Below are 24,223 nucleotides of genomic sequence, written 5' to 3'. Positions count from 1 at the left end.
CGAGCCGCAAGAAAGCATGAGGGTACGAACATGGCGAGACGGATGGTCCACAACGCAAGCATCACCTTGAAGCTGCCGCGCGACATGGAAACCGGCGCAAGGGTCACGGCCCTTCGGGCTGCCGGTGTCCCGGTCGACGCGGAAGGCAACGCACAGCAGGGATTCCTCTTCGTGCGCTCGGGTGATGGCTACAAGAGTCAGGTCAGCATCTTCAGATGGTTTCCCGACGAGGTGAGCCCCATCACCCGCGGAGCCTCCGGCGCCGCGGAGCCCTCGGCCCGCGAGCATCGCCCCACAGCACCGCCGGACGACACGCTCGACCACTGGCTGGCCCAGATCCTCACCGCGCCCATCCCCGGCACCGACAGCGCGCTGCAGTGCGAGCCCGAGGCCTCGCCGGCCACCGCGGCTGCGATTGCATCTGCATCTGCATCTGCATCTGCACCTGCGCCTGCGACCGCAACTGCGGCAACGGCAGGCTGAAGCTCGCGGCCGGCGCCGGACGGCTGCCTCAACCCGCGCCCCGCTGCGCCAGCGCGACCGCGTCGGCGCCCGCCGGAAATCGCAGTTGCCCCGTCGCATCGTTCGCCGCGCGCCAGACCGCCTCGGCGACATCCAACTCCTTCGTCAGTTGCGTGGCCTGCGCCAGCGCACCGAAGATCGACTGAGCAAGGGGCGCATACGGCTCGGTGATCAGGCCCTGCATCCGCTCGCCACCGTTCTCGGTGAATCGCGTCGTGGGCGCGTAGCCGGGTTCGACGAGCTTCACGGCGACATCGAATGCCCTCAGTTCGTGAGCCAGCGAGGCCGTGAAGCCCTCGACCGCCGTCTTGCTGGCGGTGTAGACCGCAACCAGGGGCATGGGCGCAAGGGTCGCGCTCGAAGTCACGTTGACGACCACGCCCCCGCGGCGCTCGCGGAACGCGGGCAGCACGGCCTGCGTCATGGCCATCACGCCGAAGGTGTTGGTCTCGAAGAGCTCGCGCGTCGTCGCCATCGGCGTGGCCTCGAAGGCACCGAACAGGCCGATGCCGGCGTTGTTGACGAGCACGTCGACAGGGCCTGCCGCGTCCAGCGCGGCGACGATGCTCTCGGGCCGCGTCACGTCGAGCGCAAGCACGCGCATGCGCGGGGAGTCTTCGAAAAGTCCGTCTTGCGGCTTGCGCATGGTCGCGACGACGTTCCAGCCTTGAGCATGGAAATGGCGCGCAGTGGCAAGGCCGTAGCCGGACGAGCAGCCGGTGATCAGAACAGTCTTCATGGTGGTCCTCTGAATGGGTAAGTGAACGAGCGGTTGGAAGGAACTCGTACGATAGGCTCGACCTACCGGACTATCTACAATCATCAGTCCATCATTTGTTTGTGAAAGTCCACCCATGGCCATCGACCCGCTGTCGCATGTGATCGCGCTGCTCAAGCCCCGGGCGGTGTTCTCGAAGGTGATCAGCGGGGCCGGGCGCTGGGGCGTGCGTTACACGCAGTTCGGCCTGCCGAGCTTCTGCGCGTTGCTCGAAGGCAGTTGCCTGCTGTCGGTCGATGGAGAGGAAACGCTGACGCTCACCGCGGGAGACTTCGTGCTGCTGCCCACCACGCCCGGCTTCACGATGACGAGCCTGGAGCCGGGCACGCCGGTGCCCATCGACGCGCGCAAGGCGGCCATGGACACGAGCGGCAGCGAGATACGCCACGGCACGCGCGGCGGCCGGCCCGAGGTACGGATGCTGGGCGGCTACTTCGAGTTCGACTCGCCCGATTCGGCGATGCTGGTGTCGCTGCTTCCCGCCGTGCTGCACGTGCGGGGTTCGCAGAAGCTTCCGCTGCTGACGCAGCTGGTGCGCGAGGAATCGCTGGAGCGCCGGCCGGGCCGCGAGCTGGTGCTAATCCGGCTCGTGGAAGTGCTGCTGGTGGAAGCGCTGCGCACCACCTCCGGCGAAGAGGCGCCGCCCGGTCTGCTGCGCGGCCTGGCGGACAAGCGGCTCGCGGCTGCGTTCCGCCACATGCATGGCGACCCCGCCCGCGGCTGGACGGTGGAACAGCTGGCGCGCAAGAGCGCGCTATCGCGCTCCGCCTTCTTCGACCGCTTCAGCCGCGCTGTCGGCATGCCGCCGATGGAATATCTGCTGTCGTGGCGCATGGCCCTGGCCAAGCAGCTTCTGCGCGGCGACGAGCTTGCGATCGCGGAAGTGGCCGAGCGGGTGGGCTACGGTTCGGCCAGCACCTTCAGCACGGCGTTCAGCCGGCATGTGGGGCAGCCGCCGGGGAAGTTCGCGCGCATGCACTGACGGTGCGCGCGAACGGGGCCACCTCAAAGCAGTTCGCCGCGTTACCCAGGCGGGCAACGCGGCGAACAGGTCTATCGTTGCTTGCCGCCGAAGCGGCCGGCAGGCGTGTTTATTCCTCCATCGCCGCCACGGGTTGCGGCGGCAGGGCCGCGCCCTTGTTCTTGCGCACCTTGATCAGGAACGAAGTCACCTGCCACACGATGAACACGCCGACCAGGCTCAGCAGCGTGGCGCTGATCGGGCGCGTGGCGAAGATGCCGAAGCTGCCGCGGCTCAGCAGCATGGCGCGGCGGAAGTTCTCCTCCAGCATCGGGCCGAGAATGAAGCCCAGCATCAGCGGCGCAGCTTCGAGCTCCAGCCGCATGAACATGTAGCCCATGAAGCCGAAGGCGGCGGTGATGAAGATGTCCTCGAGGCTGTTGTTCACGCTGTAGGTGCCGATGCAGCAGAAGAACAGGATCGACGGGAACAGCACCGCGTACGGAATCTTGAACACCGACAGCCAGTAGCGCACCAGCGGCACGTTCAGCACCAGCAGGAAAACGTTGCCGATCCACATGCTGGCCACCAGGCCCCAGAACAGTTCGGGGTGGCTGCCGATCATGTTCGGGCCGGGCTGGATGCCCTTGATGATGAAGGCGGCCAGCATCAGCGCCATGACGGCGTTCTCGGGGATGCCGATGCTCATCAGCGGAATGAAGCTGGTGCGCGCGGCGGCCTCGTCGGCCGCGGCCTGGCCGGCCACGCCTTCGATGCAGCCGGTGCCGATCTCATGCTTGTACTTGCTGACCTTCTTGTCGATCGCGTAGGCGGCGAACTGGGCGATGGTCGGGCCGCCGCCGGGCAGGATGCCCAGGAAGGAGCCGACCGCGCTGCCGCGCAGGGCGCTCGGAATGATCCGCTTGAACTCGGCCCAGGTCGGGATCAGGTTGATCTTGCCGTTGAAGGGCGAGCGCTCCTCGCGCGAGTCGAGGTTCTTGGTGATCTCGGCAATGCCGAAGCAGCCCAGCGCGATGCTCACGATGCCAACGCCGTCGACCAGGAACGGCAGGTCGAGCGTGAAGCGCTGCATGCCGCTGTTCACGTCGGTGCCGATGGTGCCGAGCAGCACGCCGATCATGCACATCGCCAGGCCGTTCAGCAGGCTGCCGGTGGTCACGAAGCTCACGCACACGAAGCCCACGAGCATCATCGCGACGTAGTCGGCGGGCCCGAACAGGAAGGCCACTTCACCGAGCACGGGCGCGAGGAACGACAGCACCAGGATGGCGACCGTGCCGCCGATGAAGCTGGAGAAGCCCGCGGTGAAGAGCGCGAGGCCCGTCTGGCCCTTGAGCGTCATCGCATAGCCGTCGATGCAGGCCACGATGCTGCTCGCATGCGGGATCTTCATCGTGATGGCGCTGACGCTGTCGCCGTACTGCGCGCCGTAGTAGATGCCGGCCAGCATGATGAGCGCGCCGGTGGTGGGAATGGAGTAGGTCAGCGGCAGCAGCAGGCTGATGGTGGCCAGCGGGCCGAGGCCCGGCAGCAGGCCGACGAGCGTGCCCACCGTGCAGCCGATGGCGCAGAACAGCAGGTTCTGCATGGTCAGGGCATGCGAGAACCCGAACGCGAGGTTGTTGAGGACTTCCATGATGCTCGGTCCTTCCTCAGTACAGCGGAAGGTTCAGGCCGAGCAGCTTCTGCAGGGCCAGCGCCATGACGACCAGCCCGGCGGAGATCTTCACGTTGCGCATGACCGAGTAGGACGACGCGGCGAAGCCCGAGCAGAAGACCATGAAGATGATCCCGGCGATCATGTTCACGTACATGGAGATCACCGCCAGGCCGCAGAGGCTGCCCAGGATCAGCGAGATGTTCTTGAAGTTGAACTCCAGCGCCACGCGCTCCACGAAGAACGACCGGATCACGGTGGAAACCGCGATCACCAGCAGCATCGCGCTGATCATGGCGGGGAACAAACCGGGGCCGGCACGGCTCAAGTCTCCGATGGGGTAGCGAAGCGAGGTCAGGCCGAAGGCCAGCGCTATCGCCATGAGGAACAAGCCTCTGACAAGGGTTCTGTTTTTCATCTCTTCTTGTGCGATGGGTTTCGAAATCACCGGCACCGGCAAACCGGGGCTGATCGTCTCCATCCGGGCGGAAGTCCGGACCCCTGCATGCTCTGGCGCCAAACTGATTGCAATCTGACGCAGCCGTAAGGGGAATTACGTACGGACGGGCCGACGAGTACCCCGCGACCGCGCAGTCGCACGGGGGAGCGGCCACTTGCGCCGGCCCCGATCCGCTGAGACGGCAGCCGGCGCGCCGTCAGGTTGGTCAGGTTGGCTCGACCACCGCTTCGCCTGTGGCCGCCGCCGGCCGCGTGCAGCGCCAGGCGACCAGCGTGCCCACGCACAGGAACAGTGCGGCAATGAAGAACGGCGCGCCCGGCAGCTGCACCGGTGCGTCCACGCCGATGAAATAGCCGAAGCTTCCGGCGAAGGCCGCGGGCCCGACGATGCCCGCCACCGACACCAGGCTCGTCAGCGCGCCCTGGATGCGCCCCTGCTGCGCCGCGTCGACCTGCCGCGTGACCAGCACCTGCGCTGCCGGCCCCGCGAAGGCCAGCAAGGTGCACAACGGCAGCGCGAGCATGAAGACCGCCACGGCATCGGCCACGCCGCAGATCGCGAAGCCCAGCACGCCGCAACCCAGCCCGAACAGCAGCGCCGCGCGCTCGCCGAAACGCTTCACGCCCGGCCCGATCAGCAGCGCGTTGACCACCACGCTCAGCACGCCCACCAGGCCGAGCACCCAGCCCACGGTGTCTTCCTTCCACTGGAAGCGGTAGTCGGCGAAGAGCACGAACACGCTCGGGTACACGTACTGCGCGAGGTTGACCAGGAAGATCACCGCCGCCAGGCCGAACACCTGCGGATAGCGCTTCAGCAGCATCAGCGAGCCGACCGGGTTGGCATGCGACCAGTCGAACTTCCGGCTGCGCCGCTCTGGCGGCAGCGATTCGGGCAGCACGAACCACCCGTAGCAGAAGTTGAGCATCGTGAGGCCGGCCGCGAACCAGAACGGCAGGCGGGCATCGACGTGGCTCAACTGGCCGCCGAGCACCGGACCGAGCACCAGGCCCACGCCGAAGGCCGCGCCCACGATACCGTAGCTCCTGGCTCTTTCTTCCGGCGCCGTCACGTCGGCGATGTAGGCATTGGCGGTGGTGAGGCTGGCCGAGAACACGCCCGACACCACGCGGCCGATGAAGAGCCACGGCAGGCTGTCGGCAAGGGCCATGAACACGAAGTCGACGGCAAGGCCCAGGCATGACAGCAGGATCACAGGCCGCCGCCCGAAGCGATCGGACAGCGCGCCCAGCACCGGCGAGCACACGAATTGGATCGCCGCGAACGCCGTGCCGAACACCGCGATCCAGTACGCCGCGGTCGCGGCGCTGCCGCCGGCCAGCCGCTCCACCAGATGCGGCAGGCCTGGAAGGATCAGGCCGAACGCGAGGAAGTCGATCAGCACCGTGACGAAGATGAAGGCGAGCGCGGCGCGGCGCACGCGCGGTGCTTGAAGGGTCGAATTCATCGCTGCACTCTCAGCCGCTGCGGCTCAGGTACTTGCCCACGCGCGGGCGCACCTCGCGGATGCCACCGAGCCTGCCGAGCAGGCCGTCGAGGCAGCCGACCAGCAGCGCGACGCTCTTTCTCAAGCGGTCGCGCTCGAAGATCAGCATGGGCAGGATCTGCTTGAGCGTGTAGACGTTGATGAACAGGATCGCCGGAAAGGCACGCATGTGCGCCAGCGAGAGGTCGAGTGCATTGCGCGAGATGTAGTAGCGCCGCACGGCCGGATAGTTGATGACGTAGATCTTCCAGCCGAACAGCGACTTCGCCTCGAGGTCGCCGATCTGGTGCCGCAGCACCACCTGCGTGTTGAGATAGAGCGGCACCTCGCTGCGCAGGGCGCGCATGCAGTAGTCGGTGTCGACGTGGTCGATCACGTAGCGCTCGTCGAAGTGCCCGACCTTGGCCCAGGCCCCGCGCGAGATCAGAGAGCCCGACGAGATCATGAAGGCGCAGCGCGACAGCGGCTCGGTAAAGGGCTTGCGCAGGTCGAGCTGGTAGACGCGCTTGCCCTGCAGGCCGAATTGCGGGATCAGCGCGTCGAGGTTGGTGTCGTGGACGAGCGGGCCGATCAGGAAGGCAGCGGCTTGCTTGCCTTCACCGGAAGCCTTTCCCTGTGCCGTCTCCGCCGCCTGGCACATTGCGTCGAAGTAGCCAGCGGGCAGCACCGAATCCTGGTCGAGCAGGAAGAAGAGTTCGACGCCTTGCGCTTCGAGCTCGGTGATGCCGCAGTTGAATGCGCCCGCGATGCCGCCACGGTTGCCGTTGTGCAGCACGGTGATTCCCGCATCGGCGAGTGCGCCATGCCAGCCGCCCGGCTCCGGCGTGTTGTCGACCACGCACAGACGCGGACACGAGCGCGAAAGCGTATGGAGATTCGTCAGTTGCCCGTCGGTGGGGAAGTACGTGACGACGACGGCACCGAACGAAAAGGACATCGCGGCTTCTCCGGTTGATGGGGCCGGGCGGACGCCCGGACCGGCGCGATTCTAGGTATGGGAATGCGTGCCGACGCCTCATCCGGCACGGCGGAATGCGGGTATTGCGAAAGAACAACGCGAGCGGGACTGCGAAAGTTCTAGTCCGCACCAACGACGCGGACTCAGCTGCTTTCCAGGCTCCAGTGCACGCGCGAGAAGTCGCCCAGGGCCAGGTCCTTCTCGTGGATGCTGAAGGTGAAGGTGCCGGCATCCCAGAAGCAGAAGCCGGGCTTGTTGTCCGAATCGAGCGTGAGCAGGTTGATCCATTCCTGCGGCAGGCCGCCCCTTTCGCGCGAGGCCTGCTCCTGCGGGTTCTCGTGCTGCGTGAAGACGTGTGCGTTCATCAGGTGTGCGCCGTTCCTGCGCTCGCCATCGCCGGCGAGTTCGGCTTCGAGCGCCCAATACGCTTCCTGCAGCTTGTCGTCCCTGTCGATCTCGAGCAGCGAGGCGTCTTCACCGCTCAGGCGACCTCCTCCGGCGTTGTAGAGGTTCGGCAGCGACACGGTGGCGTCGATGCGGACCTTGTAGCCTTCATGAGCGTCGCTCACGTCGGAACCATCGGCGAACTCCGCGCCCTCCGGCCATGCATAGGGCTGCAGCTCGGCGGCAGAAGCATTCGAATGCAGCACGCGCACACCGTCGCCCTTCTCCTGGCCCTCGCCGAAGAAGTAGAGGCGGCCGGTGCGCGGCAGCCACGACTGCAGCGCGGCGATGTCCGCGAGATCGATCTGTGCATAGAAGCGCCAGAGCTTTCCATCGGTGACCGGGTAGTCGATGCCGGGCGGCAGGTCGGGCGTGCCGCCGATGCGCGTGCTGCCCGGGGTCGCATGATCCTCGGGCTCCGTGGTGCGCAGGCGCAGTGCCTGGCGCGCGTGGCGCCGAAGCGGCTCTTCGTAAGCCTTGAGATCGTGGCGTGCCAGGGCATCGCCCAGCATCGCCACATGCAGCGGGCTGCTGCGTGCCATGAAGGCCTCGCGGTCGATCGCGACCTCCACGTCGGGGCGATAGCGGATGTCGCGGAAGAGCGCTTCGTTCTTCCTCTCGATATTGACCTTCGCGATGTTCCGCAGCGAGGCCGGCAGCGACTCGAAGGGATTGCGGTTGATGCTCAGCAGCTTGAGGGCCGGCAGGTGGCCCACCGATTCGGGCAGGGTCCTGAGCTGGTTGCCGTCCAGCAGCAGCCTCTGCAGCCGCGCGAGCTTTCCGATGCTGTCGGGCAATGCTTCGATCCGGCAGTGCTGGAGCGAAAGCACTTCCAGCGATTCGAGCGTCCCGAGGTTCTCGGGAAGACGGGCGATATGGCGGCTGCGCAGATGCAGCTCGCGCAGGCGCGTCAGCATGCAAAGGGATTCGGGCAAGGCCGTGACGGCCTTCTCGGGGTTGCCCGTCCACAGGTCTTCCATCGACAGGAACTCGAGCTGCGTGAAGCGCAGCAGTTCCTCGCGCCACACGGCATCCCAATGGCTGATGATCAACCGCCGCACGCGCTCTGGCGGAGCAGCCATCGCCTCATCGAAGCTGCCGTAGGTGTGCGCGCGCAGTTCCACCTCTCCCGGCGTGCAGTGCCACACCACATCGACCGCAACGCCCTCCTCGTCCGTCTCGTAGTCGTGCCGCAGCAGGCCGTGCATTTCGATGCGGTCGGGCCGCAGGTCGATCTCGCCGAAGAAGCGCGTGCCGAAGTCGAAGCCCTTCTCCCAGAGATAGAAGCCGTGCGTCGGCTGATCCTTCAGGTAGCGCACGCGCCGGTGCGGCGTGTCGTGGTTGTCATGGAAGTGAAAGGTCGAGGAGCGGAACGAAGGAGCAACCTGCCCCGGCGCCGGGTTGTCGGAGCCCTCGGGGTCGAAGGGCGGCGCGTGCAGCGCCTTGTCGAAGGCGACGGGCCGAGCCTTCAGTTCGAAGGACATGCCGCCATCCTCGAAGACGACCTGGGTATCCGGCGCGAACTCGAATGCGCACTTGCCGATCTGGAACTTGTTGCTGGACATTGTTGAAAGGCTCCGCCCGGTAGAGCACGCGAGCCTATCAGCCGTTGAAGGCGCCACGTGCGGCAGCCACAACCTGGTCGGGCTCTCTCATCCCCGGTGGCGGGCTTTCTCCTCCGGCTCGAAGCCCGTCGGAAGCCCCAGCCGCATCGCCAGGTGCGCCGCGTCGTAGGGCGCGCGCACCTTGGTGTCGTTGTCGAAGTAGCAGTACACATCGTGCCGGCCCCGCCGTGCACCGACATCCGAAGCAAGCCTGGCGTCGCAGACCTGACGGCCCTGGCTCCATGCTTCGATGCGCTCGGCCCAGCGGTCGAGTGCGGCGTCGCCATAGCCGCTGGCGTAGAGCTCCTTGTCTCCGTGCAGCCGGATGTAGACGAAGTCCGCCGTCATGTCTTCGAGCATCGGCCAGCGGCCCGCGGTGTCGGCCACCACCAGGGCCACGCCGTGCCGGCGCAGCGTGGCGATGAAATCGGGGTCGGCAAAGCTGCGGTTGCGCACTTCGATGGCATGGCGGATGCGAAGGCCGCGCGGGGCCTTCATCGAGGACCGCCCGTTCATGCGCTCGTCGTGCTCGCGCGCCAGCGCCGACGCGGCCTTGGCATCGTGCGGCAGCAGCGAGAGAAAGGCTTCGACGCGCTCGGCGTCGTAGCGCATGCGCGGAGGAAGCTGCCAGAGGATGGGGCCGAGCTTGCGGCCCAGTGTGAGCACGCCCGAGGCGAAGAAGTTGGCGAGCGCCGGGCGCACGTCCTTGAGCTGCAGCATGTGCGTGATGTAGCGCGAGCCCTTGACCGCGAACACGAAGCCGTCGGGCGTCTGGTCGCGCCATGTCTCGTACGACTCGGGGCGCTGCAGCGAATAGAACGATCCGTTGAGTTCGATGCTGGGCAGCATGCGCGAGGCGAAGGCAAGCTCGTTGCGCTGTGCCAGCCCGGCCGGATAGAAGCGGCCCCGCCACGGCGCGTACCGCCAGCCGGAGATTCCGATGCGGATGTCTCCATGCGGCTTTTTCGCCGCTCGCGTGCGCGTTCTTCGGGTGGACGGGGTTGCCAAGTCTGTGCTCCGGTGCCGGTACTCGATCCGGAGTCGATGCTTTTGCGTCGCGATGCGGGCGAATGTGGGAACGGCCGGACAACCCGTGTAGGTGCGCAGGCATCGCCTGCCTGAATCCGCCCCGCCCCGCCCCGCCCTGCCCGGCTTCAGTGCGCGGCGCCAGGCTTCATCTGCATCAGCGGCAGTTGACGTCGTAACCGACGACGTCCGGAAGGCTCTTCTCTCCCGCCGTGGTCACGGTCAGCCGGCCGGCCGGACCGGAATAGCCGAAGTCGCAATAGGCAAGGCCGGTGCCCGCGCAGGACTCGGCTTCGGCGATGCCGCGCTTGACAAACCCGGCCTGCCGGGCCTCGCTGCTGGCCCCGCCGCGCACCGGATTCCATCCGCTGGCAGCCAGAACCTTGCGCGCCTTGTCGATCGGCATGCCGTAGACGTTCGGCACCTTGGCTCGGCCCTTGCAGACCGACTCCTCGTCGGCCGGCTTGCCGAGGTGCAGGGTGCCATCAGCCTCGACGCGCAGGTCGCCCACCGGCGAGCCGACGAGGTCGCCGTCCCACACGCGCACGGAGCCGCCTTCCAGCGCGGTCAGGTTGCCGATGGCGGGGTCTTCGGGCGACTTGCCGTAGGCCAGCGCGACGAGCCTGTCGCCATCGAACACCGCCACGTTGCCCTGGGTGATCGTGCAGGTGCCGCTGGTTCCGGCTTCCATCTGGCCAGCGAAGCTGACGGCGCGATAGGAACCCATCGGCACATCGGCGGTCACCGCCCAGCCCTGCGCGGCCACCAATTTGGCCGCTGGCGACTTCGGCTGGATCACGCGCCATGAGCAGCTATTGCGGTCGTCGGCGCTGCCGCCCGCCTTGGGCAGGCTGGTGATCGCCCGCATGCGGATGTCCTTCAGGTCGGACTGCACGCGCGGCGCCGGTGCGCCCGTTTGCGCCACGGCCGGCAAGCTCGGCGCAAAGCCGAGTGCGAGGGCGACGGATGCAGCAATGACAGGAAAGCAGAAGTGGGAAGACATGACGGGGATGGAGAGAAGTGGTGGGAAGGCTCCGAAGCGGCGTTGCCATTCGGGATCGGCCGGGATTATCACGACGAGTCGCGGCATGCGCGCTTCCCCGGACACCGCGTCCGGCATGGAAATATCAAATTCAATAAAAAATCAAATAGATTTTCGAGCGCGATCCATATCAAAAATGTGATTACAACTTATATCTAAACGGCTGATTTTTTAAAAAATACAACAAAATAATTCAAAGAGTATCTTCATATTACTATTTTGACATTTGGCTTGATTTAAAATTCAAATCAATTCGGCAATCTGACTCCAAAATGAGACATTAAAAGGCGCCTCCTTCAATTCATTCAATAAGATTTGTTTGCAAAAAATAATTTGAAAATTGCACAGGGAGCCCGAACGGTTTTGGCCGTTCAACGACCTTTTGAATGGATGGGACGGGGCTCATGAACAAGACTTATCGTTCGTTGTGGAACGAATCCCTCGGCGCCTGGGTAGCGGCGTCTGAAATCACTTCCGCTGGAGGAAAACGCGGCGGGAGCCGCGTGGATGCAGCGCCCCGCGCGCTCACATTGCTCCGGTCAGGGCACTGGCGCGCGGGCGTCATGAGTGCACTGTTGGCCATGGGAGGACTCGGAGGGGCCTCGATGGCGCATGCGCAGTCGGCAATTTGCACCACGGCCCCTTATAACTACTACAGCGGCAGCGCAACCTGCGTGGGGCAGCAGTCTCAAGCAACTGCCGGCGGTGCCACTGCCATAGGTTATGGCGCCAGCAGTACGGGCCTGAATGCCGTGACTCTCGGCTTCGGCGCCATTGCCTCTGCGATCAATTCCCTTTACCTGGGCGCACGTACCGCTGCGGGAACAGGCGCTCTGAGCGAGAGTTCGATCGCAATCGGCACGGACGTGACCGCAAGCGGCAACGCTGCCGTTGCCATCGGCGTGCAGTCTGCCGCAACCGCCCAGACGGCAACAGCCCTCGGTTCCACGGCAAAGGCAAGCGACGAGGCAGCCACTGCCGTAGGGAACGCCGCCCGGGCGCTGGGGAACAGTTCGCTTGCGCTCGGAGCACAGGCGGTCGCGAGCGGGGCCAGTTCGGTCGCGGTCGGCCAGGGTGCGGGCGCGGGCTCGACGAGCGCCAATACGGGTTCGGCCGCAGTGGGCATTGCCGCGGGAACACTGGTCAGCGGCGCGCAGAACACCGCCATGGGAGGAGGCATCGCGAGCGCGATGCGGGGTGCCGGCTCAGGCGTCACGGGAACGCGCAACATCGCCTTCGGCGCAGGCGACGGCGCGGTCGCCTACGATGCCACCTTGAAGGCCTCCGCAGGCAACCTGGTCAGCGGCAACGACAACATCGCCATCGGCACCAATGCGGGGATCGGCGTCGCGGCCAACGCGACGACGTCGATCGGCCTGAACGCGACTGCTTCCGCACAGGACGCCATCGCGCAAGGCACCAGCGCCGGCGCAAGCGGCCGCAACGCCATCGCGATCGGCTTCCAGGCTGTGGCTTCCCAGATAAATTCCATCAACCTTGGCGCACGCACAGTGGCGGGAACGGGCGCCACGGCGGATGCCGCCATCGCCGTCGGCACGGACGTGGAGGCGTCCCAGACACGCGCTGTCGCGATGGGTATCGCAAATCACGCGACCGGCGTCGACTCGGTTTCGATCGGTACCCGAACCAATGCGGGCGCCGACAACGCCACCGCGCTCGGCTCGGGCGGGACCACCGCCGCCACCGCAGTGCGCGCCACTGGCACCGGTTCCGTGGCGGTTGGCGGCAACACGACCGCCGGCGCCAATGCAGCAGGAACCAATGCCATTGCCGTCGGCGGAGAGTCGTCCGCGACCCAGACGGAAGCGATCGCCATCGGCCGCCTGTCCAGCGCCTCGGCCCTTAACACCATCGCGGTCGGCAGCAACACCCGGGCGGATTCGGCCGAAGCGGTTGCAATCGGCACCAACGCCACCGCCACCGGCGGCAAGGCCGTGTCCATCGGCTCCGGCAACACGGCCTATGGCAACGGCGCTGTCGCCATCGGCGATCCGAGTTTTGCGAGCGGCACAGGCGCGTTCGTCGGCGGTGCGGACAACATCGCCAACAGCGACGGCACGGCCTCGGCCACCGCGGCCAACCAGGCCAATGGCGCAGTGGCCATCGGCAACGGCAACAAGGCGATCGGCCAGGGGTCGGTGGCCCTGGGCAACGGCTCCACGGCAGGTGCCGTCGGCAAGGCGGGCAGCGTGGCCATCGGCGATGCGGCGACGGCGGCGGCCAATGCGGGCGACGTCGCACTGGGCTCCGGCTCGGTCACCGCCACGGCGGTGGGAACGCCCAGCGCGACCATCGGCGGCACGGTCTACAACTTCAAAGGCACCACGCCGACCAGCACCGTGAGCGTGGGCAGCGTGGGCGCGGAGCGCACGATCACCAACGTGGCCGCTGGCCGCATCTCCGACACCTCCACCGACGCCATCAACGGCTCGCAGCTGAACGCCACGAACCTGCAGGTCACGAAGAACACGGCCGACATCACCAACATCAACGCCGGCGGGGGCATCAAGTATTTCCACGCCAATTCGACCCAGCCCGACTCGCAGGCAGTGGGAGCGGACTCCGTCGCCATCGGCCCGAACGCAGTGGCCAACAATGCCGGTGCCGTGGCGCTGGGCTCGGGCTCGGTGACGGACGTGGCCGTCGGCACGGCCAACGCGGTGATCGGTGGCACAACCTACAAGTTCGCCGGCACGACGCCGACCAGCACGGTCAGCATCGGTGCCGTCGGCGCGGAGCGCACGATCACCAACGTGGCCGCCGGCCGGCTCTCCGACACCTCGACCGACGCCGTCAACGGCTCCCAGTTGAACGCCACGAACCTGCAGGTCACGAAGAACACGACCGACATCACCAACATCAACGCTGGTGCGGGCATCAAGTACTTCCACGCCAACTCGGTCCTGCCCGACTCCCAGGCGCTGGCGACGGATTCCGTCGCCATCGGGCCGAACGCCGTGGCCAGCAACGCCGGCGCCGTAGCGCTGGGCGCCGGGTCCACCACGGCCGCGGCCGTCGGCACGGCCAGCACGGTGATCAACGGCACGACCTACAACTTCGCCGGCGCCGCGCCGACGAGCACAGTCAGCGTCGGTTCGGTCGGAGCCGAGCGCACGATCACCAACGTGGCGGCCGGCAGGCTCTCGGGCTCGTCGACCGATGCCGTCAACGGTTCGCAGCTTTTCTTCACCAACCAGTCGATCGAGAACCTGAGCAGCACGGTCACGGCCAACAAGATCAGGTACTTCAGCGTCCAGTCCACCGGCGGCGGCAACGAAAACAACAACGGCGCCACAGGTGCAGACGCCGTCGCCGTGGGCAAGGATGCGAGCGCCACCGTCGACAACGGGATCGCACTCGGCTCGGGCTCCGTGTCCGACCGCGCGGTCGCGGGCAGCACCGGCAACATCCCCGCGGGCAGTTCGCTGATCCCATTCAACACGACCGACCGCACGCTGCTGGGCGCGCTCTCCGTCGGCAGCGCCACCACCTACCGCCAGATCACCAACGTCGCCGACGGCACGCAGGCGCAGGATGCCGTGACGGTGCGCCAGCTCAGCGGCGCGCTGCAGTCCTTCGCGGTCACGCCGATCCAGTACTTCCACGCCAACTCCACGGCGGCCGACTCGCTGGCCATCGGCGCGGAATCCGTCGCGGTCGGCCCGCAGACGGTGGTCAACGGCAACAACGGCGTGGGCATCGGCAACGGTGCCGTGGTGCAGCAGAGCGCGCCCGGCGGCATCGCGATCGGCCAGGGCTCGACCTCGCACCTGGCCGACTCGATCGCGCTGGGCACGCAGTCTTCGGCCGCCGCGGTGCAGGGCGTGGCGCTGGGCGCCGGCACCAGCGTGACGCAGGCAGGCGGCGTGGCGCTGGGCGCGGGCTCGGTGGCTTCGACGGCGGCGGGCGTGGCCGGCTACGTGCCGCCCACCGCGACCGACGCGCAGCGCATCGCCATCGGTGCGACCACGAGCACGCTGGCGGCCGTGTCGGTGGGCAATGCCGCCAGCGGCCAGTTCCGCCAGATCACCGGCGTGGCCGCGGGCACTGCCGACAGCGACGCGGTCAACGTGTCGCAGCTGCGGGGCGTGCAGGGCCAGGTGGCGGTGATCGATCAGTCGACGGTCAAGTACGACACCAACGCCGACGGCACGACCAACTACAACAGCGTGACCATGGGCGGCAGCAACGCCACCGGCCCGGTCACGGTGCACAACGTGGCACCGGGCGTGGCGGGCACCGACGCGGTCAACGTCAACCAGCTCAACGCGACCAGCGCCGGCCTGAACAACCGCATCAACGCCCTGGGCGACCGCCTCGACGGTGTCGAGAAGAACGCCTATGCCGGCGTCGCCGCCGCCATGGCGCTGCAGATGCCCGGCAGCTACGTGCCGGGCAAGACGGTCATGCGCATCGGCGCGGGCTCGTTCAAGGGCCAGAGCGCGGTGGGCGTGAGCTTCCGCCGCACCGCGGAGAACAACGCCTGGAGCATCACCGGCGGCGTGGCCACCAGCCGCGCCGGCGTGGGCGCCACCGTCGGCGCGGAATGGGTCTTCAACTGAAGGGAAAGCGATACAGATGAACCGGACGAACCCCATCATGAACAAGCTCTCCCGCTTCAGGACCCCCTGCGCTGTTTCCGCGCTCTGCATGGCGGCATTGCTGGCCGGCGGCTGCGCCAGCCCGAGCTACACCGTCACGCCCGAGATGCAGGCCCGCGCCGCTTCGGAAAACCCGGCGCCGCCGAAGGACGACGAGTTCCCCTCCCCGGAATCGGCCAAGTGGAAGCAGGGGGCCTTCCCCAGCCTCGATGCCCTGCGCACCATGCGCACCGGCATGGGCAAGGACCAGGTCCGCGAACTGCTGGGCTTCCCGCACTTCAGCGAAGGGCTGGGCGGCGTGCGCGAGTGGAACTACATCTTCCACTTCCGCACCGGCGCGGGGCCGGAGTACATCAGCTGCCAGTACATGGTGCGCTTCAACGCGGACGTGCTGACCAACGGCATGTACTGGAAGGGCCCGGGCTGCGCCGACCTGCTGCGCCCGACGCGCGCGGCGGCCACGCCCGTAGCCGCCCGGCCGGCCGCTGCCGCCACGAGGACCACGCTCGGCGCCGACGGCCTGTTCCGCTTCGACGGCCGCTCGCTGTCCGACCTGCTGCCCGAAGGACGGCGCAGGCTCGACGCACTGGCGGGCGACATCAGGGGCAGCGCCGGCCCCGTGGAGTCGATCAGGATCACCGGTCACACCGACCGGCTCGGCACCACTGCATACAACCAGGCACTCTCGCTGGCTCGCGCCGAGACCGTGCGCGACTACCTGGTGCGCTCGGGCGTGCCGGCGCAGGCCATCCAGGTGCAGGGCAAGGGCGAGTCGGAGCCGAAGGTGCAATGCGCGCAGACGGCGAAGCGGGCCGAGCTGATCGACTGCCTCGCGCCGAACCGGCGCGTGGAGATCGAGGTGTTCGTGCGGTGATGACGAGAGCCGGGAACGGCTGGCGCCTCCTCAGGCGCTCCCCCAGCCACCCCCGAGCGCCTTGTAGAGGTTAACGAGGTTCACCGCATCCTTGAGCTGCAGCTCGATCAGCTGCTGCTGCTCGGCGTACAGCTCGCGCTGCGCATCCTGGCTGGAGAAATAGTCCTCCAGTCCGCTGCGGAAGCGGGTGCGCGAGATGCTGGCGACTTTCTCGAGCGACTGCACGCGCAACTGCTGCGCTTCCAGCTGCGGGCGCAGGTGGTCGCCGGCGATCAGGGCGTTGGCGGTCTCGCGGAAGGCCACCTGCGCGGCCGATTCGTACGAGGCCATCGCGGCCGCGAGCTTCTCTTCGTTGCTCGTGACGTTGGCCGAGCGGCGCCCCCAGTCGAACAGCGGCAGCGACACGCCGAGCACGCCGGCCCAGCTCCTGTTGCCGCTGCTCAGCAGCGTCGAGAACTCGTTGCTGACGCCGCCCGCCAGCGCGGTCAGCGAGATGGTCGGCAGCATGGCCGCCTTGGCGGCGCCGATGCCCGAGTTGGCGGCTTCGACGCGGGCGCGGGCGGCCAGCAGGTCAGGCCGGCGCTGCAGCAGGCTGGAGGGCAGCCCTGCCGCCACCGACTGGGTGGAGCGCTCGGGCCAGGGCCGCGCGGAGCCGGTGTCCGGCGGCACGGGCTGGCCCACCAGCACGTTCAGCCCCTGCAGGTCCTGCGCGACGCGCATGCGGTATTCCTCCTGCCGCACGCGGGCGTTCTGCAGCAGCGACTGCGCGCGGTACACGTCGAGCTGCGCGGCGCCGCCCACGGCCTTGGCGCGGCCGATCATGTCCGCGTTGGCCGAGAGCGAAGCCGCGTTGGTGTCGGCCAGCGCGAGCAGCGCACGATCGGCGCGCAGCGTGAGGTACGCGTTGGCCACCTCGCCCACCAGGTTCATGCGGGCCGCCGCGTAGTCCTTGTCGCCGGCCTCGGCCAGGGAGCCGCTTTGCTGCGCCGTGCTCTGCTGGCGGCCGAAGAAGTCGAGCTCGTAAGACATCACGCCGGCCTGGACATCGAAGCTGTTCGACACCCGCCCGTCCGACGGAATGTTGCCCACCGGGCTGAGCGAGCCCTGCGGCGTGGTCTTCGCGCGCTGCGCGTTGCCGGACAGCCCCAGCTCCGGAAACAGCGAGGCGCGGCTTCCCGCGTAGACCGCTCGCGCTTCGCGCGCACGCGCCGCATACACGCGCAGGTCGCGGTTCTGGCGCAGGGCGGTGTCGATCAGGCCTCGCAGCTCGTCGTCCTGCACGAAGCCGCGCCAGTCGGCGGGCTCCGCCGAGGGCACGGTGGCGCCGGCGGGCCAGCTCGACGGCACCGTCAGGTCGGGCTGCTTGAGCGGCGGCGTGAGGTTGCAGCCGCTCGTCACCAGCAGCACGCACACCGCCAGCACGAGGAGCGAAAGCCGCAGGAACATGCGCACGACGCCGGCTCCCGGCGAGCCGAAGCCCGCGCTCGCAAGCAGCGCCGAGGCCGCGCCCCAGGGCCGCACCTGCACCGCGACGTGGCTCGGCGGCACGTTGAAGACATGGCTCACCAGCTGCTCGCGCTGCGCCTCGGTGGCGGCGAAGCGCAACTCCGCGCTGGCGCGCTTGCGGCGGTCGATGAAGGCCGGCAGCCAGCCCACCGGGTCGACAAAGACCTCCAGCGGCTGGCCCACGCGCAGGCGCTTGAGCAGCGCGCCGCCTTCGATCAGGGCGCCGTCCGCGGCGATGTTGACGAAGCGCGACTCGCCCTCGCCCGCCGCCGTTCGCACCCGCGTCGCGACGCGCCACGGGAATCGCTCCTCGCCATCGGGCCTCGGCAGGTCCACGCAGGCGATGAGCGCGCCGAGGCACAGGACGAGCGCGATGCCGGTCCACACCAGGTTGAGCTGGTCGCCCGGCGCGAGCGCCGGCCCGGTCATGATGGCCGTCGCACCGCCCAGCTGCAGCGCGACGAGCAGCCCGCCGAACACGGCGACCAGTTTCCAGTGCACCACCGTCTTCGATCGGTCCAGCCCCTTGGCAGTCACCTTGAACGGATGGCCGAAGGGCTTGAGCATCGCGGCGAGCAGCGTGCCCGTGACGGCCATGGCCGCGACGAGCTGGCTCACCTCGCTGAACACCGGCAGGCAGCGCCGCTGGCTGATCCAGTAGCTGTACGCCCAGAACATCATGAGCGGCGGCAGCCCGTAGGCGGCGAAGGCCTGCGGCGTCGCATGGAAGGCCGACACGTCGGCATACCAGTACAGCGCGGGCGCCAGCATGATCAGCGCCATGAAGGGCTTGCCCAGCCAGTGCAGCAACCCGTGCAGGAAGTGCAGCCGCGCCGAAAGGCTGTATCCCTTGCCGCGCAGCGGCCCATTCGGCAGCAGCGCGAGCTGCACCGTGCCCAGGCACCAGCGGCTGCGCTGGTTGATGTAGTCGACGATGCTCTCGGCGGACAGCCCGTTCGACAGCCGCTCGCCCAGCCAACGCGTGACATGGCCGCGGCGCAGCAGCAGGTAGGTGGTGTGGATGTCCTCGCACACGCTGCCCACCGGGAAGCCGCCCGCGGCCGTGATCAGGTCGCGGCGCACGATGAACGAAGTACCCACGCAGAAGGCGGAGTCGACCGCATCCTTCGCGGGCTGCAGCACGTCGAAGAACACGCGCTGCTCGTCGACCCAGCTGTCGGTGGCGCGCAGGTTGTGCTGGATGGGGTCGGCGTTGTAATAGAACTGCGGCGTCTGCACCAGCCCGACCTTCGGGTCGTCGAAGAGCCCGAGCATGCGCCAGGCGATCTGGCGGCGAGGCGCGAAGTCGGCGTCGAGCACCAGGATGAAGGGCGCGTTGGTCGTCTGCGCAGACAGCCGCAGGCCGTTGTTGAGGTTGCCCGCCTTGGCGTGGCTGTTGTCGGGCCGGCGCGCGTAGTTCACGCCCCTGCGCGCGCAGTAGTCGCGCAGCCAGTCGCGCCGGGTGTCGTCGAGCACCCAGACCTGCAGGCGCGGGTAGTCGATGGCCTGCGCGGCGATGATGGTCTTCTCGAGCACGGCCAGTTCCTCGTTGTACGTGCAGATGAACACGTCCAGCGCCGGCACATCCGCGCCGCGCGCGCGCAGCGCGGCCTCGCCCAGATCGGCGAGCCGCCGGTTGTCGCGGCGCCGCACCAGCATGTGGATGGACATCAGCGTGTAGACCACGGCCGTCATCTCGAAGAACAGGAACACCCAGGCAAACAGGGTCTCGAAGCCGAGGTCCGAGGGCGGCATGGTGGCCGTCACGCGCCATACGGCATAGCGCATGAGCAGCAGCGCGGTCAGCGCCCCGAACACGGCGCGGTGGCCCGTGCGCTCGACACGGCCCCACGTCATCAGGAGCAGCGCGAGCCCCGCCACGAGGGCGTTGAGCTGGAACTCCGGCGTGGCGATCAGGTGGGACATGATGGAATGGCTCCTGCTGCGGCGGTCTTGCCGGTGAATGGGTTGAAGCCGTTGGCGGCCAGCGCGATCCACGCGGTGGCGCCCAGGTGCGGCCAGTGGTAGTAGAAGAAGTCGGCGCCTGGCGAATCGGGCCCGATGGCCAGCCCCGTGGAGATGCGCGCGCTGGGCGTGGCGTAGTACAGGCCGTTGTCCGCGCGCTGCGATGCGAGCAGCCGCCACAGCGCCTCGGGCGCCGAGCCCTTGCGGGCCACCAGCGTCGCGGCGAACTGCGCGCTGCCTTCGGTCCAGATGCCGTCGGGATCGCGCGAGAAACCGTAGCCCTCGCCGGAGCTGTGGTGCTTCTGCGCCCAGTCGAGCGCGCCCGTCCAGGCGCAGGAGCGGTCGGTCGCCGCCAGCAGCGGCCAGAGCTGCGCGTCCAGGCCCGAGCTTTCGGTGGAGATGGTCGCGCCGTCTTCCTTGGTCCCGATGTTGAAGCGCTGCTCCGACGGGTTCCACATGCGGCCGACGAAATCGAGCGCGGTGCGCGCCTGGCGGCGCATGGCCTCGCCCTGCCCACCCGCCTCACCCGATCGCGCAGCCCACGCGGCGGCCACCGCGATGTCGATGTTGTGCTCGGTCGACTTCCAGGTCTGCGCACGCTGCGCGTTGTCCCAGCCGTACCAGCCGCCGTTGTAGCCGTCGGGGTCGTTCTTCGCGCGCGTGCGCTGCTCGATCCAGCCGAGCAGCCTGCGCGCGCCCGCCGAATAGGCCGGCGTCGGCTCGGCCTGCGACAGGTTCAGCAGCAGCAGCGCGGCCCAGGCCACGTTGCCGGTGGCGGTGCTCACCTGGTAGGCGTCGGCGATCCACTGCTTGCGGCCCTCGTCCCAGCGGCCGGGCAGCGCGGCCTTGTCCTCGGTCATCGGGCCTGCGCGGTAGGCGTTGCGCACGCGGCCGTCGGCGGCGTTGGGGTCGCGTTCGATGGCGCGCACGACGGCGTCGCCGATGCGCCTGGCGGAAGCCGCGTCGCCGCATGCGAGCAGCGCGATGCCGGCCAGTGCGTTGTCGTAGGTGTAGGCCGCGTTCGCCAGCGCCGGCTCCAGCGGCGCAGAGCCGCGGTCGTTGCCGGCAACGCGGTAGCTCGCAAGGAAGAGCGGGCCGCTGGTGGTGCTCTTCTGTGCGTCCTTGACCGCCTGGCGCAGGCCCTCGCAGCTTTGCTGCGCGAGGCGCTGCTGAGTCGATGTCGCTGCGGGCTGCTGGGCAAAGGCTGCCGCGGGCAAGGCAACCATGCAAAGCGCCAGGGCACGCAGCATCGGGATCGCTCGCATGGCTCGTCCCCTCGATCCCGGCTCAGGAGCGCAGGCTCGCCGCGACCACCTTGCCAGGAGCGCACAGGCTGCTTCCCTCGGTGGCCTTCTGCGCCGCGTTGCCCTCGAAGTCCGCGACGGCGTAGATGGAGCCCTGTTCGGCGAAGGGGAAGGGCACGCTGTAGGTGCTCTGCAGCGCATCGGACGCCACCGGCAGCAGCTGCTGCACGCGCGCCGGCATTGCTGGGCCGTTCTGGTCGAGCTTCACGTCGAGCATCGAGCCGATGCTCAGCCGCTTCGCCACCCGCGCGGGAAACACCGCCACCACGCCCAGACGCCGGCAGTCGGTGACGCGCACCAGCGAAGCCCCGGCGGTGACGTAGGCGCCTTCGGGCGCCAGCACGGTATGGACCTGGCCCGGCTGGCTCGCCTTGACTTCATAGGCCGAGAGCTTCTCCACCCGCTGGCGCTCCTCGTTCTCCAATGCCGTCACCTGCTTGAGCTGCGAGAGGATGGCCGTGCCGTCCTGCTTTGCGCGATTCACGCTGTTGCGCAGCACCTCGCGCCGGCTCTCCAGCGTCTGGAAGATGCTGTTGCCGCCGGTGCCCACGAAGGCGCCCTGCCCCGCGCTGGCCACCGTCTGCGCCTGGCCGGCGAAGGCCTGCTCGGCCACCGACGCATTGGCGCGCGCCGTGTTCAGCTGCGCCTCGGCCGCGTTCATCACCTGCTCGCTGATCGCGCCCTGTTCGAGCAGCGCCTTGTTGACCCGGACCTTGTTCTCCTGCTCCTCGACCACGCTGTGCGCGACGTCGCGCTGGCGCTGCGCGATCTGCCATGAGTCCCAAGCCTGCGCCAGCGAAGCCTCGCGGTGCACGTTGGCCTCGTGCCCGACGAACTTCAGCTCCTGGCTGTCGGCCTTGAAGTGGTTGCCCAGCTGCGCGAGCTGGCTCTGCAGCGCGAGGCGCTGCGAACTCAGCGTGGTGAGGATCTCCTGGTTGATGGTCGGGTTGCGCACCGTTGCCACCACGGTGCCCGGCTCGACCGTGTCGCGCGCATGCACCACCATCTGCGTGACCACGCCGTTGATCGGCGAGGTGATGAGCCCCACGGGCGCCTGCAGCACCGCCCGGGTGGCCTGGGAGGACAGCAACGGCTGCACCAGCGTCGAGACCATCAGCCAAAGCACGAACGCCAGCAGGCCATAAGCCGCGAGCTTGGGCACGAAGGCGCCGCGCTGCCGAAACCGGCCGCGCGGACCGGAAGGCGGACGCACCGCCGCACGGGCCGCGCCCCTCGGGCGCCGGGAAGGAAGAACTGAACGGAGTTTCGAAACACGCATGACCACCCCTTGGCGACGAACGTGCGCAAGGGTCGGAACTCCGGCGCGCGTCCACTGGTTGAAGAGACTCAGGCACCGCGTTCGCGAACATCCCGGGTATTTCCGCCGTCCGCGTGCTTGCTGCAGTGCAATATCAAGGTAAGGCGGAACCCCCGTTTTTGGCTGCATCGGAGCGAAACAGAGTGTGCAAAGTTCACATTTGGGCCACAGCACGGTCGGGCGAAAGTCCTACATCGCCACGGCATGAGGGTCACGCGGCGACGAGGTGGCGCAGCCGTTAGGCAAGGCCGAAGCCGGCACTGGGCGTCAGAGGGAAGCGCGGAAATCGCGACGCCGATGCACCGCGATGCGGGCGCGAAGGGCGAGGTCGCGGCGGCCGGATATTCGGTAACGTTACTGACGGATCCGTCCAAACATGAACGGCTCCTGACGCACTCGCTGCTCCCGAATCGCTCGGCGCGAAGTGAATTCGTCCGACATGAGTGCACACGCCAGAGGCACAGATTGGTTTTCTTTCTGGAGGCCGCCATGTCCGGACCAGACCTGAAGAAACTCATCGTCCTCGCCGCAGCCTGCCTGGCTGCGGTTCACGCAACGGCGCAGCAGGCGCCGCTTCCAGTGCCGGCGGAAATCGATGCGACCAAGCCCAAGGGCGACGGCAACGCGAACAAGCCTGCCGAGGCAGCAAGGCAGGAGGCCATCCGCCGGGCGGCCATCAAGAAGTGCGACGACCTCAGGAGCGCGGCAGAGCGATCCGCCTGCGCGGCGCAGGCCGACGCTGACAAGGCCAGGGGCGGCGCGAACAGCGATGCGTCCCTTCCCGACAAACCCGCCGCGCCGGTCGTCGCGCCGAACGGCCAGGCACCAGACAGGAACAGCAAATGAGCAAATCCCCCGGTCACCGGAAACATCCCGGCCACCAGGTCCGTGAAACGCGGCTGCAGCAACCCGTGGAAGTCGAGGCCGAAGGCGTGGTCATCGCCACGTCCAACAATGTCGTGAGGGTGGACGAAGACCACGCTCCCGCCCGCTACTACTTCCCGCGCTCCGACGTGCGGATGGAGAAGCTGGCGCGCTCGCAGACCACCACCGAGTGCCCGTTCAAGGGAACGGCGCACTACTACAGCCTGAATCTCGGCGAGAGACGGCTGGAGGACGCGGTGTGGAGCTACGAAGACCCGTACGATGAGCACCAGGGCCTGAAGGCGAGGCTCGCGTTCTACGACGACAAGTTCCCCGAGATCCACGTGCGGGTCGGGTCCGGCGCATGAGCGCCCTGCACGTCCAGAGCTAGAACTTCGTCGCAGCTCTCGGCCGCTGCTCCTCGTCGGCGCTGCTTTCGTCGTCGGCTGTCGCGATCCGCAGCCGCGCCTGCTCGTGCCGCAGCGAGAGTTCGCTGCGCCGCTCCTGCGACGGATCGTCGTCCGCTGCCCCATCGTCGTCGTCGAAGTCGATCAGGAACTGCGATTCCTCGAAGGTGAGGCCGTGGAGCACTTCCTGGCTCCTGGCGTTGATGGCCAGGAGGCCATCCGCCAGCAGGCGGGCGCGCCGCTCGCTCGAAATCCGGAGCATCTGCATGGGGGTCCTTTCCTGGTCCCGGGTTTTTCCCCTGTCCGGATGTTGAACGGCGCACGAGCGCAGCCGGTCGGAAGGCGCAGCGCATCGGCGTGAGAACAGTCCGTCACCGCATCGC

18 protein-coding genes and 1 pseudogene are annotated in these 24,223 nt (G+C 67.9%); 7 read left to right on the top strand and 12 right to left on the bottom strand.

The features are described from left to right. Positions 1–42 precede the first annotated feature (42 nt). The gene (locus tag EJP67_RS33825; RefSeq protein ID WP_206169532.1) at positions 43–483 is read left to right on the top strand and encodes a hypothetical protein; all 441 of its coding nucleotides are present in this window, start codon (positions 43–45) and stop codon (positions 481–483) included. A gap of 28 nt (positions 484–511) precedes the next feature. Here the strand turns inward: EJP67_RS33825 and EJP67_RS20310 are convergent, their stop codons facing one another. Continuing rightward, entirely contained in the window at positions 512–1,261 is a 750-nt protein-coding gene (locus EJP67_RS20310; protein ID WP_126023497.1) for an SDR family oxidoreductase, read from the bottom strand. 115 nt (positions 1,262–1,376) lie between these two features. Between EJP67_RS20310 and EJP67_RS20305 the strand changes: the two genes are divergently transcribed. Then, a complete protein-coding gene (locus EJP67_RS20305; RefSeq protein WP_126023496.1) occupies positions 1,377–2,282 on the top strand; it encodes an AraC family transcriptional regulator in 906 nt (301 codons plus the stop codon). Between the two features lie 109 nt (positions 2,283–2,391). Here EJP67_RS20305 and EJP67_RS20300 read toward each other — a convergent pair whose 3' ends face one another. From EJP67_RS20300 to EJP67_RS20270, 7 genes are all read right to left on the bottom strand, one after another. Then, on the bottom strand, positions 2,392–3,918 hold the full coding sequence (locus tag EJP67_RS20300; RefSeq protein ID WP_126023495.1) for a tripartite tricarboxylate transporter permease: 1,527 nt from the start codon (positions 3,916–3,918) through the stop codon (positions 2,392–2,394). A gap of 16 nt (positions 3,919–3,934) precedes the next feature. Further along, the gene (locus EJP67_RS20295; RefSeq protein WP_338067706.1) at positions 3,935–4,357 is read right to left on the bottom strand and encodes a tripartite tricarboxylate transporter TctB family protein; all 423 of its coding nucleotides are present in this window, start codon (positions 4,355–4,357) and stop codon (positions 3,935–3,937) included. Between the two features lie 247 nt (positions 4,358–4,604). Continuing rightward, a complete protein-coding gene (locus tag EJP67_RS20290; RefSeq protein WP_126023494.1) occupies positions 4,605–5,867 on the bottom strand; it encodes a TCR/Tet family MFS transporter in 1,263 nt (420 codons plus the stop codon). A 10-nt stretch (positions 5,868–5,877) separates the two neighbouring features. Beyond that, positions 5,878–6,843 (bottom strand): glycosyltransferase family 2 protein, encoded by a 966-nt coding sequence (locus tag EJP67_RS20285; RefSeq protein ID WP_126023493.1) that lies wholly within the window; start codon positions 6,841–6,843, stop codon positions 5,878–5,880. Positions 6,844–7,007: 164 nt separating this feature from the next. Next, positions 7,008–8,873, bottom strand: coding sequence for a DUF1963 domain-containing protein (locus tag EJP67_RS20280; protein WP_126023492.1), 1,866 nt, complete (start codon positions 8,871–8,873; stop codon positions 7,008–7,010). An 87-nt stretch (positions 8,874–8,960) separates the two neighbouring features. Continuing rightward, positions 8,961–9,920: a DUF72 domain-containing protein gene (locus EJP67_RS20275; RefSeq protein ID WP_126023491.1), complete on the bottom strand. Its 960-nt coding sequence runs from the start codon at positions 9,918–9,920 to the stop codon at positions 8,961–8,963. 175 nt (positions 9,921–10,095) lie between these two features. Beyond that, on the bottom strand, positions 10,096–10,941 hold the full coding sequence (locus tag EJP67_RS20270; protein ID WP_206169531.1) for a PASTA domain-containing protein: 846 nt from the start codon (positions 10,939–10,941) through the stop codon (positions 10,096–10,098). 425 nt (positions 10,942–11,366) lie between these two features. Between EJP67_RS20270 and EJP67_RS34260 the strand changes: the two are divergent. The 3 genes and pseudogenes from EJP67_RS34260 to EJP67_RS20260 all read left to right on the top strand — a co-directional run. Continuing rightward, positions 11,367–11,513: pseudogene (locus tag EJP67_RS34260) on the top strand (ESPR domain-containing protein); the annotation flags it as partial. Between the two features lie 333 nt (positions 11,514–11,846). Next, positions 11,847–15,563, top strand: a complete 3,717-nt coding sequence (locus EJP67_RS20265) for a beta strand repeat-containing protein (RefSeq protein ID WP_476718480.1) — start codon at positions 11,847–11,849, stop codon at positions 15,561–15,563. A gap of 37 nt (positions 15,564–15,600) precedes the next feature. Next, entirely contained in the window at positions 15,601–16,476 is an 876-nt protein-coding gene (locus EJP67_RS20260; RefSeq protein ID WP_240650721.1) for an OmpA family protein, read from the top strand. Between the two features lie 30 nt (positions 16,477–16,506). On the opposite strand, the gene EJP67_RS20255 is transcribed toward EJP67_RS20260, so the two are convergent. From EJP67_RS20255 to EJP67_RS20245, 3 genes are read right to left on the bottom strand one after another with little or no spacing between them, the layout of a single operon-like run. Then, positions 16,507–19,908, bottom strand: coding sequence for an efflux transporter outer membrane subunit (locus EJP67_RS20255; protein WP_126023488.1), 3,402 nt, complete (start codon positions 19,906–19,908; stop codon positions 16,507–16,509). Continuing rightward, the gene (locus EJP67_RS20250; RefSeq protein ID WP_240650720.1) at positions 19,896–21,212 is read right to left on the bottom strand and encodes a hypothetical protein; all 1,317 of its coding nucleotides are present in this window, start codon (positions 21,210–21,212) and stop codon (positions 19,896–19,898) included. The genes EJP67_RS20255 and EJP67_RS20250 overlap by 13 nt, the downstream gene beginning before the upstream one ends. A gap of 22 nt (positions 21,213–21,234) precedes the next feature. After that, complete coding sequence (locus tag EJP67_RS20245; protein ID WP_240650719.1) at positions 21,235–22,413, bottom strand: HlyD family secretion protein; 1,179 nt, start codon at positions 22,411–22,413, stop codon at positions 21,235–21,237. A 453-nt stretch (positions 22,414–22,866) separates the two neighbouring features. Here EJP67_RS20245 and EJP67_RS20240 point away from each other — a divergent pair, with 453 nt between their 5' ends. Next, a complete protein-coding gene (locus EJP67_RS20240) occupies positions 22,867–23,415 on the top strand; it encodes a hypothetical protein (RefSeq protein ID WP_126023486.1) in 549 nt (182 codons plus the stop codon). Further along, the gene (locus EJP67_RS20235; RefSeq protein WP_126023485.1) at positions 23,412–23,801 is read left to right on the top strand and encodes a DUF427 domain-containing protein; all 390 of its coding nucleotides are present in this window, start codon (positions 23,412–23,414) and stop codon (positions 23,799–23,801) included. The genes EJP67_RS20240 and EJP67_RS20235 overlap by 4 nt, the downstream gene beginning before the upstream one ends. A gap of 19 nt (positions 23,802–23,820) precedes the next feature. Here the strand turns inward: EJP67_RS20235 and EJP67_RS20230 are convergent, their stop codons facing one another. Next, a complete protein-coding gene (locus EJP67_RS20230; RefSeq protein WP_126023484.1) occupies positions 23,821–24,108 on the bottom strand; it encodes a hypothetical protein in 288 nt (95 codons plus the stop codon). Positions 24,109–24,223 lie beyond the last annotated feature (115 nt).

Source organism: Variovorax guangxiensis (assembly GCF_003952165.1).
Lineage (GTDB): Bacteria > Pseudomonadota > Gammaproteobacteria > Burkholderiales > Burkholderiaceae_C > Variovorax > Variovorax guangxiensis.
Note: the sequence above shows the minus strand (reverse complement) of the source record. Positions and strands in the feature narration are given on the sequence as shown.

Bases quoted from the DNA above. Each gene is read 5' to 3' on its own strand.
- EJP67_RS33825 (WP_206169532.1), top strand. From the start codon at position 43: ATGGTCCACAACGCAAGCATCACCTTGAAGCTGCCGCGCGACATGGAA.
- EJP67_RS20310 (WP_126023497.1), bottom strand. From the start codon at position 1,261: ATGAAGACTGTTCTGATCACCGGCTGCTCGTCCGGCTACGGCCTTGCC.
- EJP67_RS20305 (WP_126023496.1), top strand. From the start codon at position 1,377: ATGGCCATCGACCCGCTGTCGCATGTGATCGCGCTGCTCAAGCCCCGG.
- EJP67_RS20300 (WP_126023495.1), bottom strand. From the start codon at position 3,918: ATGGAAGTCCTCAACAACCTCGCGTTCGGGTTCTCGCATGCCCTGACC.
- EJP67_RS20295 (WP_338067706.1), bottom strand. From the start codon at position 4,357: ATGAAAAACAGAACCCTTGTCAGAGGCTTGTTCCTCATGGCGATAGCG.
- EJP67_RS20290 (WP_126023494.1), bottom strand. From the start codon at position 5,867: ATGAATTCGACCCTTCAAGCACCGCGCGTGCGCCGCGCCGCGCTCGCC.
- EJP67_RS20285 (WP_126023493.1), bottom strand. From the start codon at position 6,843: ATGTCCTTTTCGTTCGGTGCCGTCGTCGTCACGTACTTCCCCACCGAC.
- EJP67_RS20280 (WP_126023492.1), bottom strand. From the start codon at position 8,873: ATGTCCAGCAACAAGTTCCAGATCGGCAAGTGCGCATTCGAGTTCGCG.
- EJP67_RS20270 (WP_206169531.1), bottom strand. From the start codon at position 10,941: ATGTCTTCCCACTTCTGCTTTCCTGTCATTGCTGCATCCGTCGCCCTC.
- EJP67_RS20260 (WP_240650721.1), top strand. From the start codon at position 15,601: ATGAACAAGCTCTCCCGCTTCAGGACCCCCTGCGCTGTTTCCGCGCTC.
- EJP67_RS20255 (WP_126023488.1), bottom strand. From the start codon at position 19,908: ATGTCCCACCTGATCGCCACGCCGGAGTTCCAGCTCAACGCCCTCGTG.
- EJP67_RS20250 (WP_240650720.1), bottom strand. From the start codon at position 21,212: ATGCGAGCGATCCCGATGCTGCGTGCCCTGGCGCTTTGCATGGTTGCC.
- EJP67_RS20240 (WP_126023486.1), top strand. From the start codon at position 22,867: ATGCACCGCGATGCGGGCGCGAAGGGCGAGGTCGCGGCGGCCGGATAT.
- EJP67_RS20235 (WP_126023485.1), top strand. From the start codon at position 23,412: ATGAGCAAATCCCCCGGTCACCGGAAACATCCCGGCCACCAGGTCCGT.
- EJP67_RS20230 (WP_126023484.1), bottom strand. From the start codon at position 24,108: ATGCAGATGCTCCGGATTTCGAGCGAGCGGCGCGCCCGCCTGCTGGCG.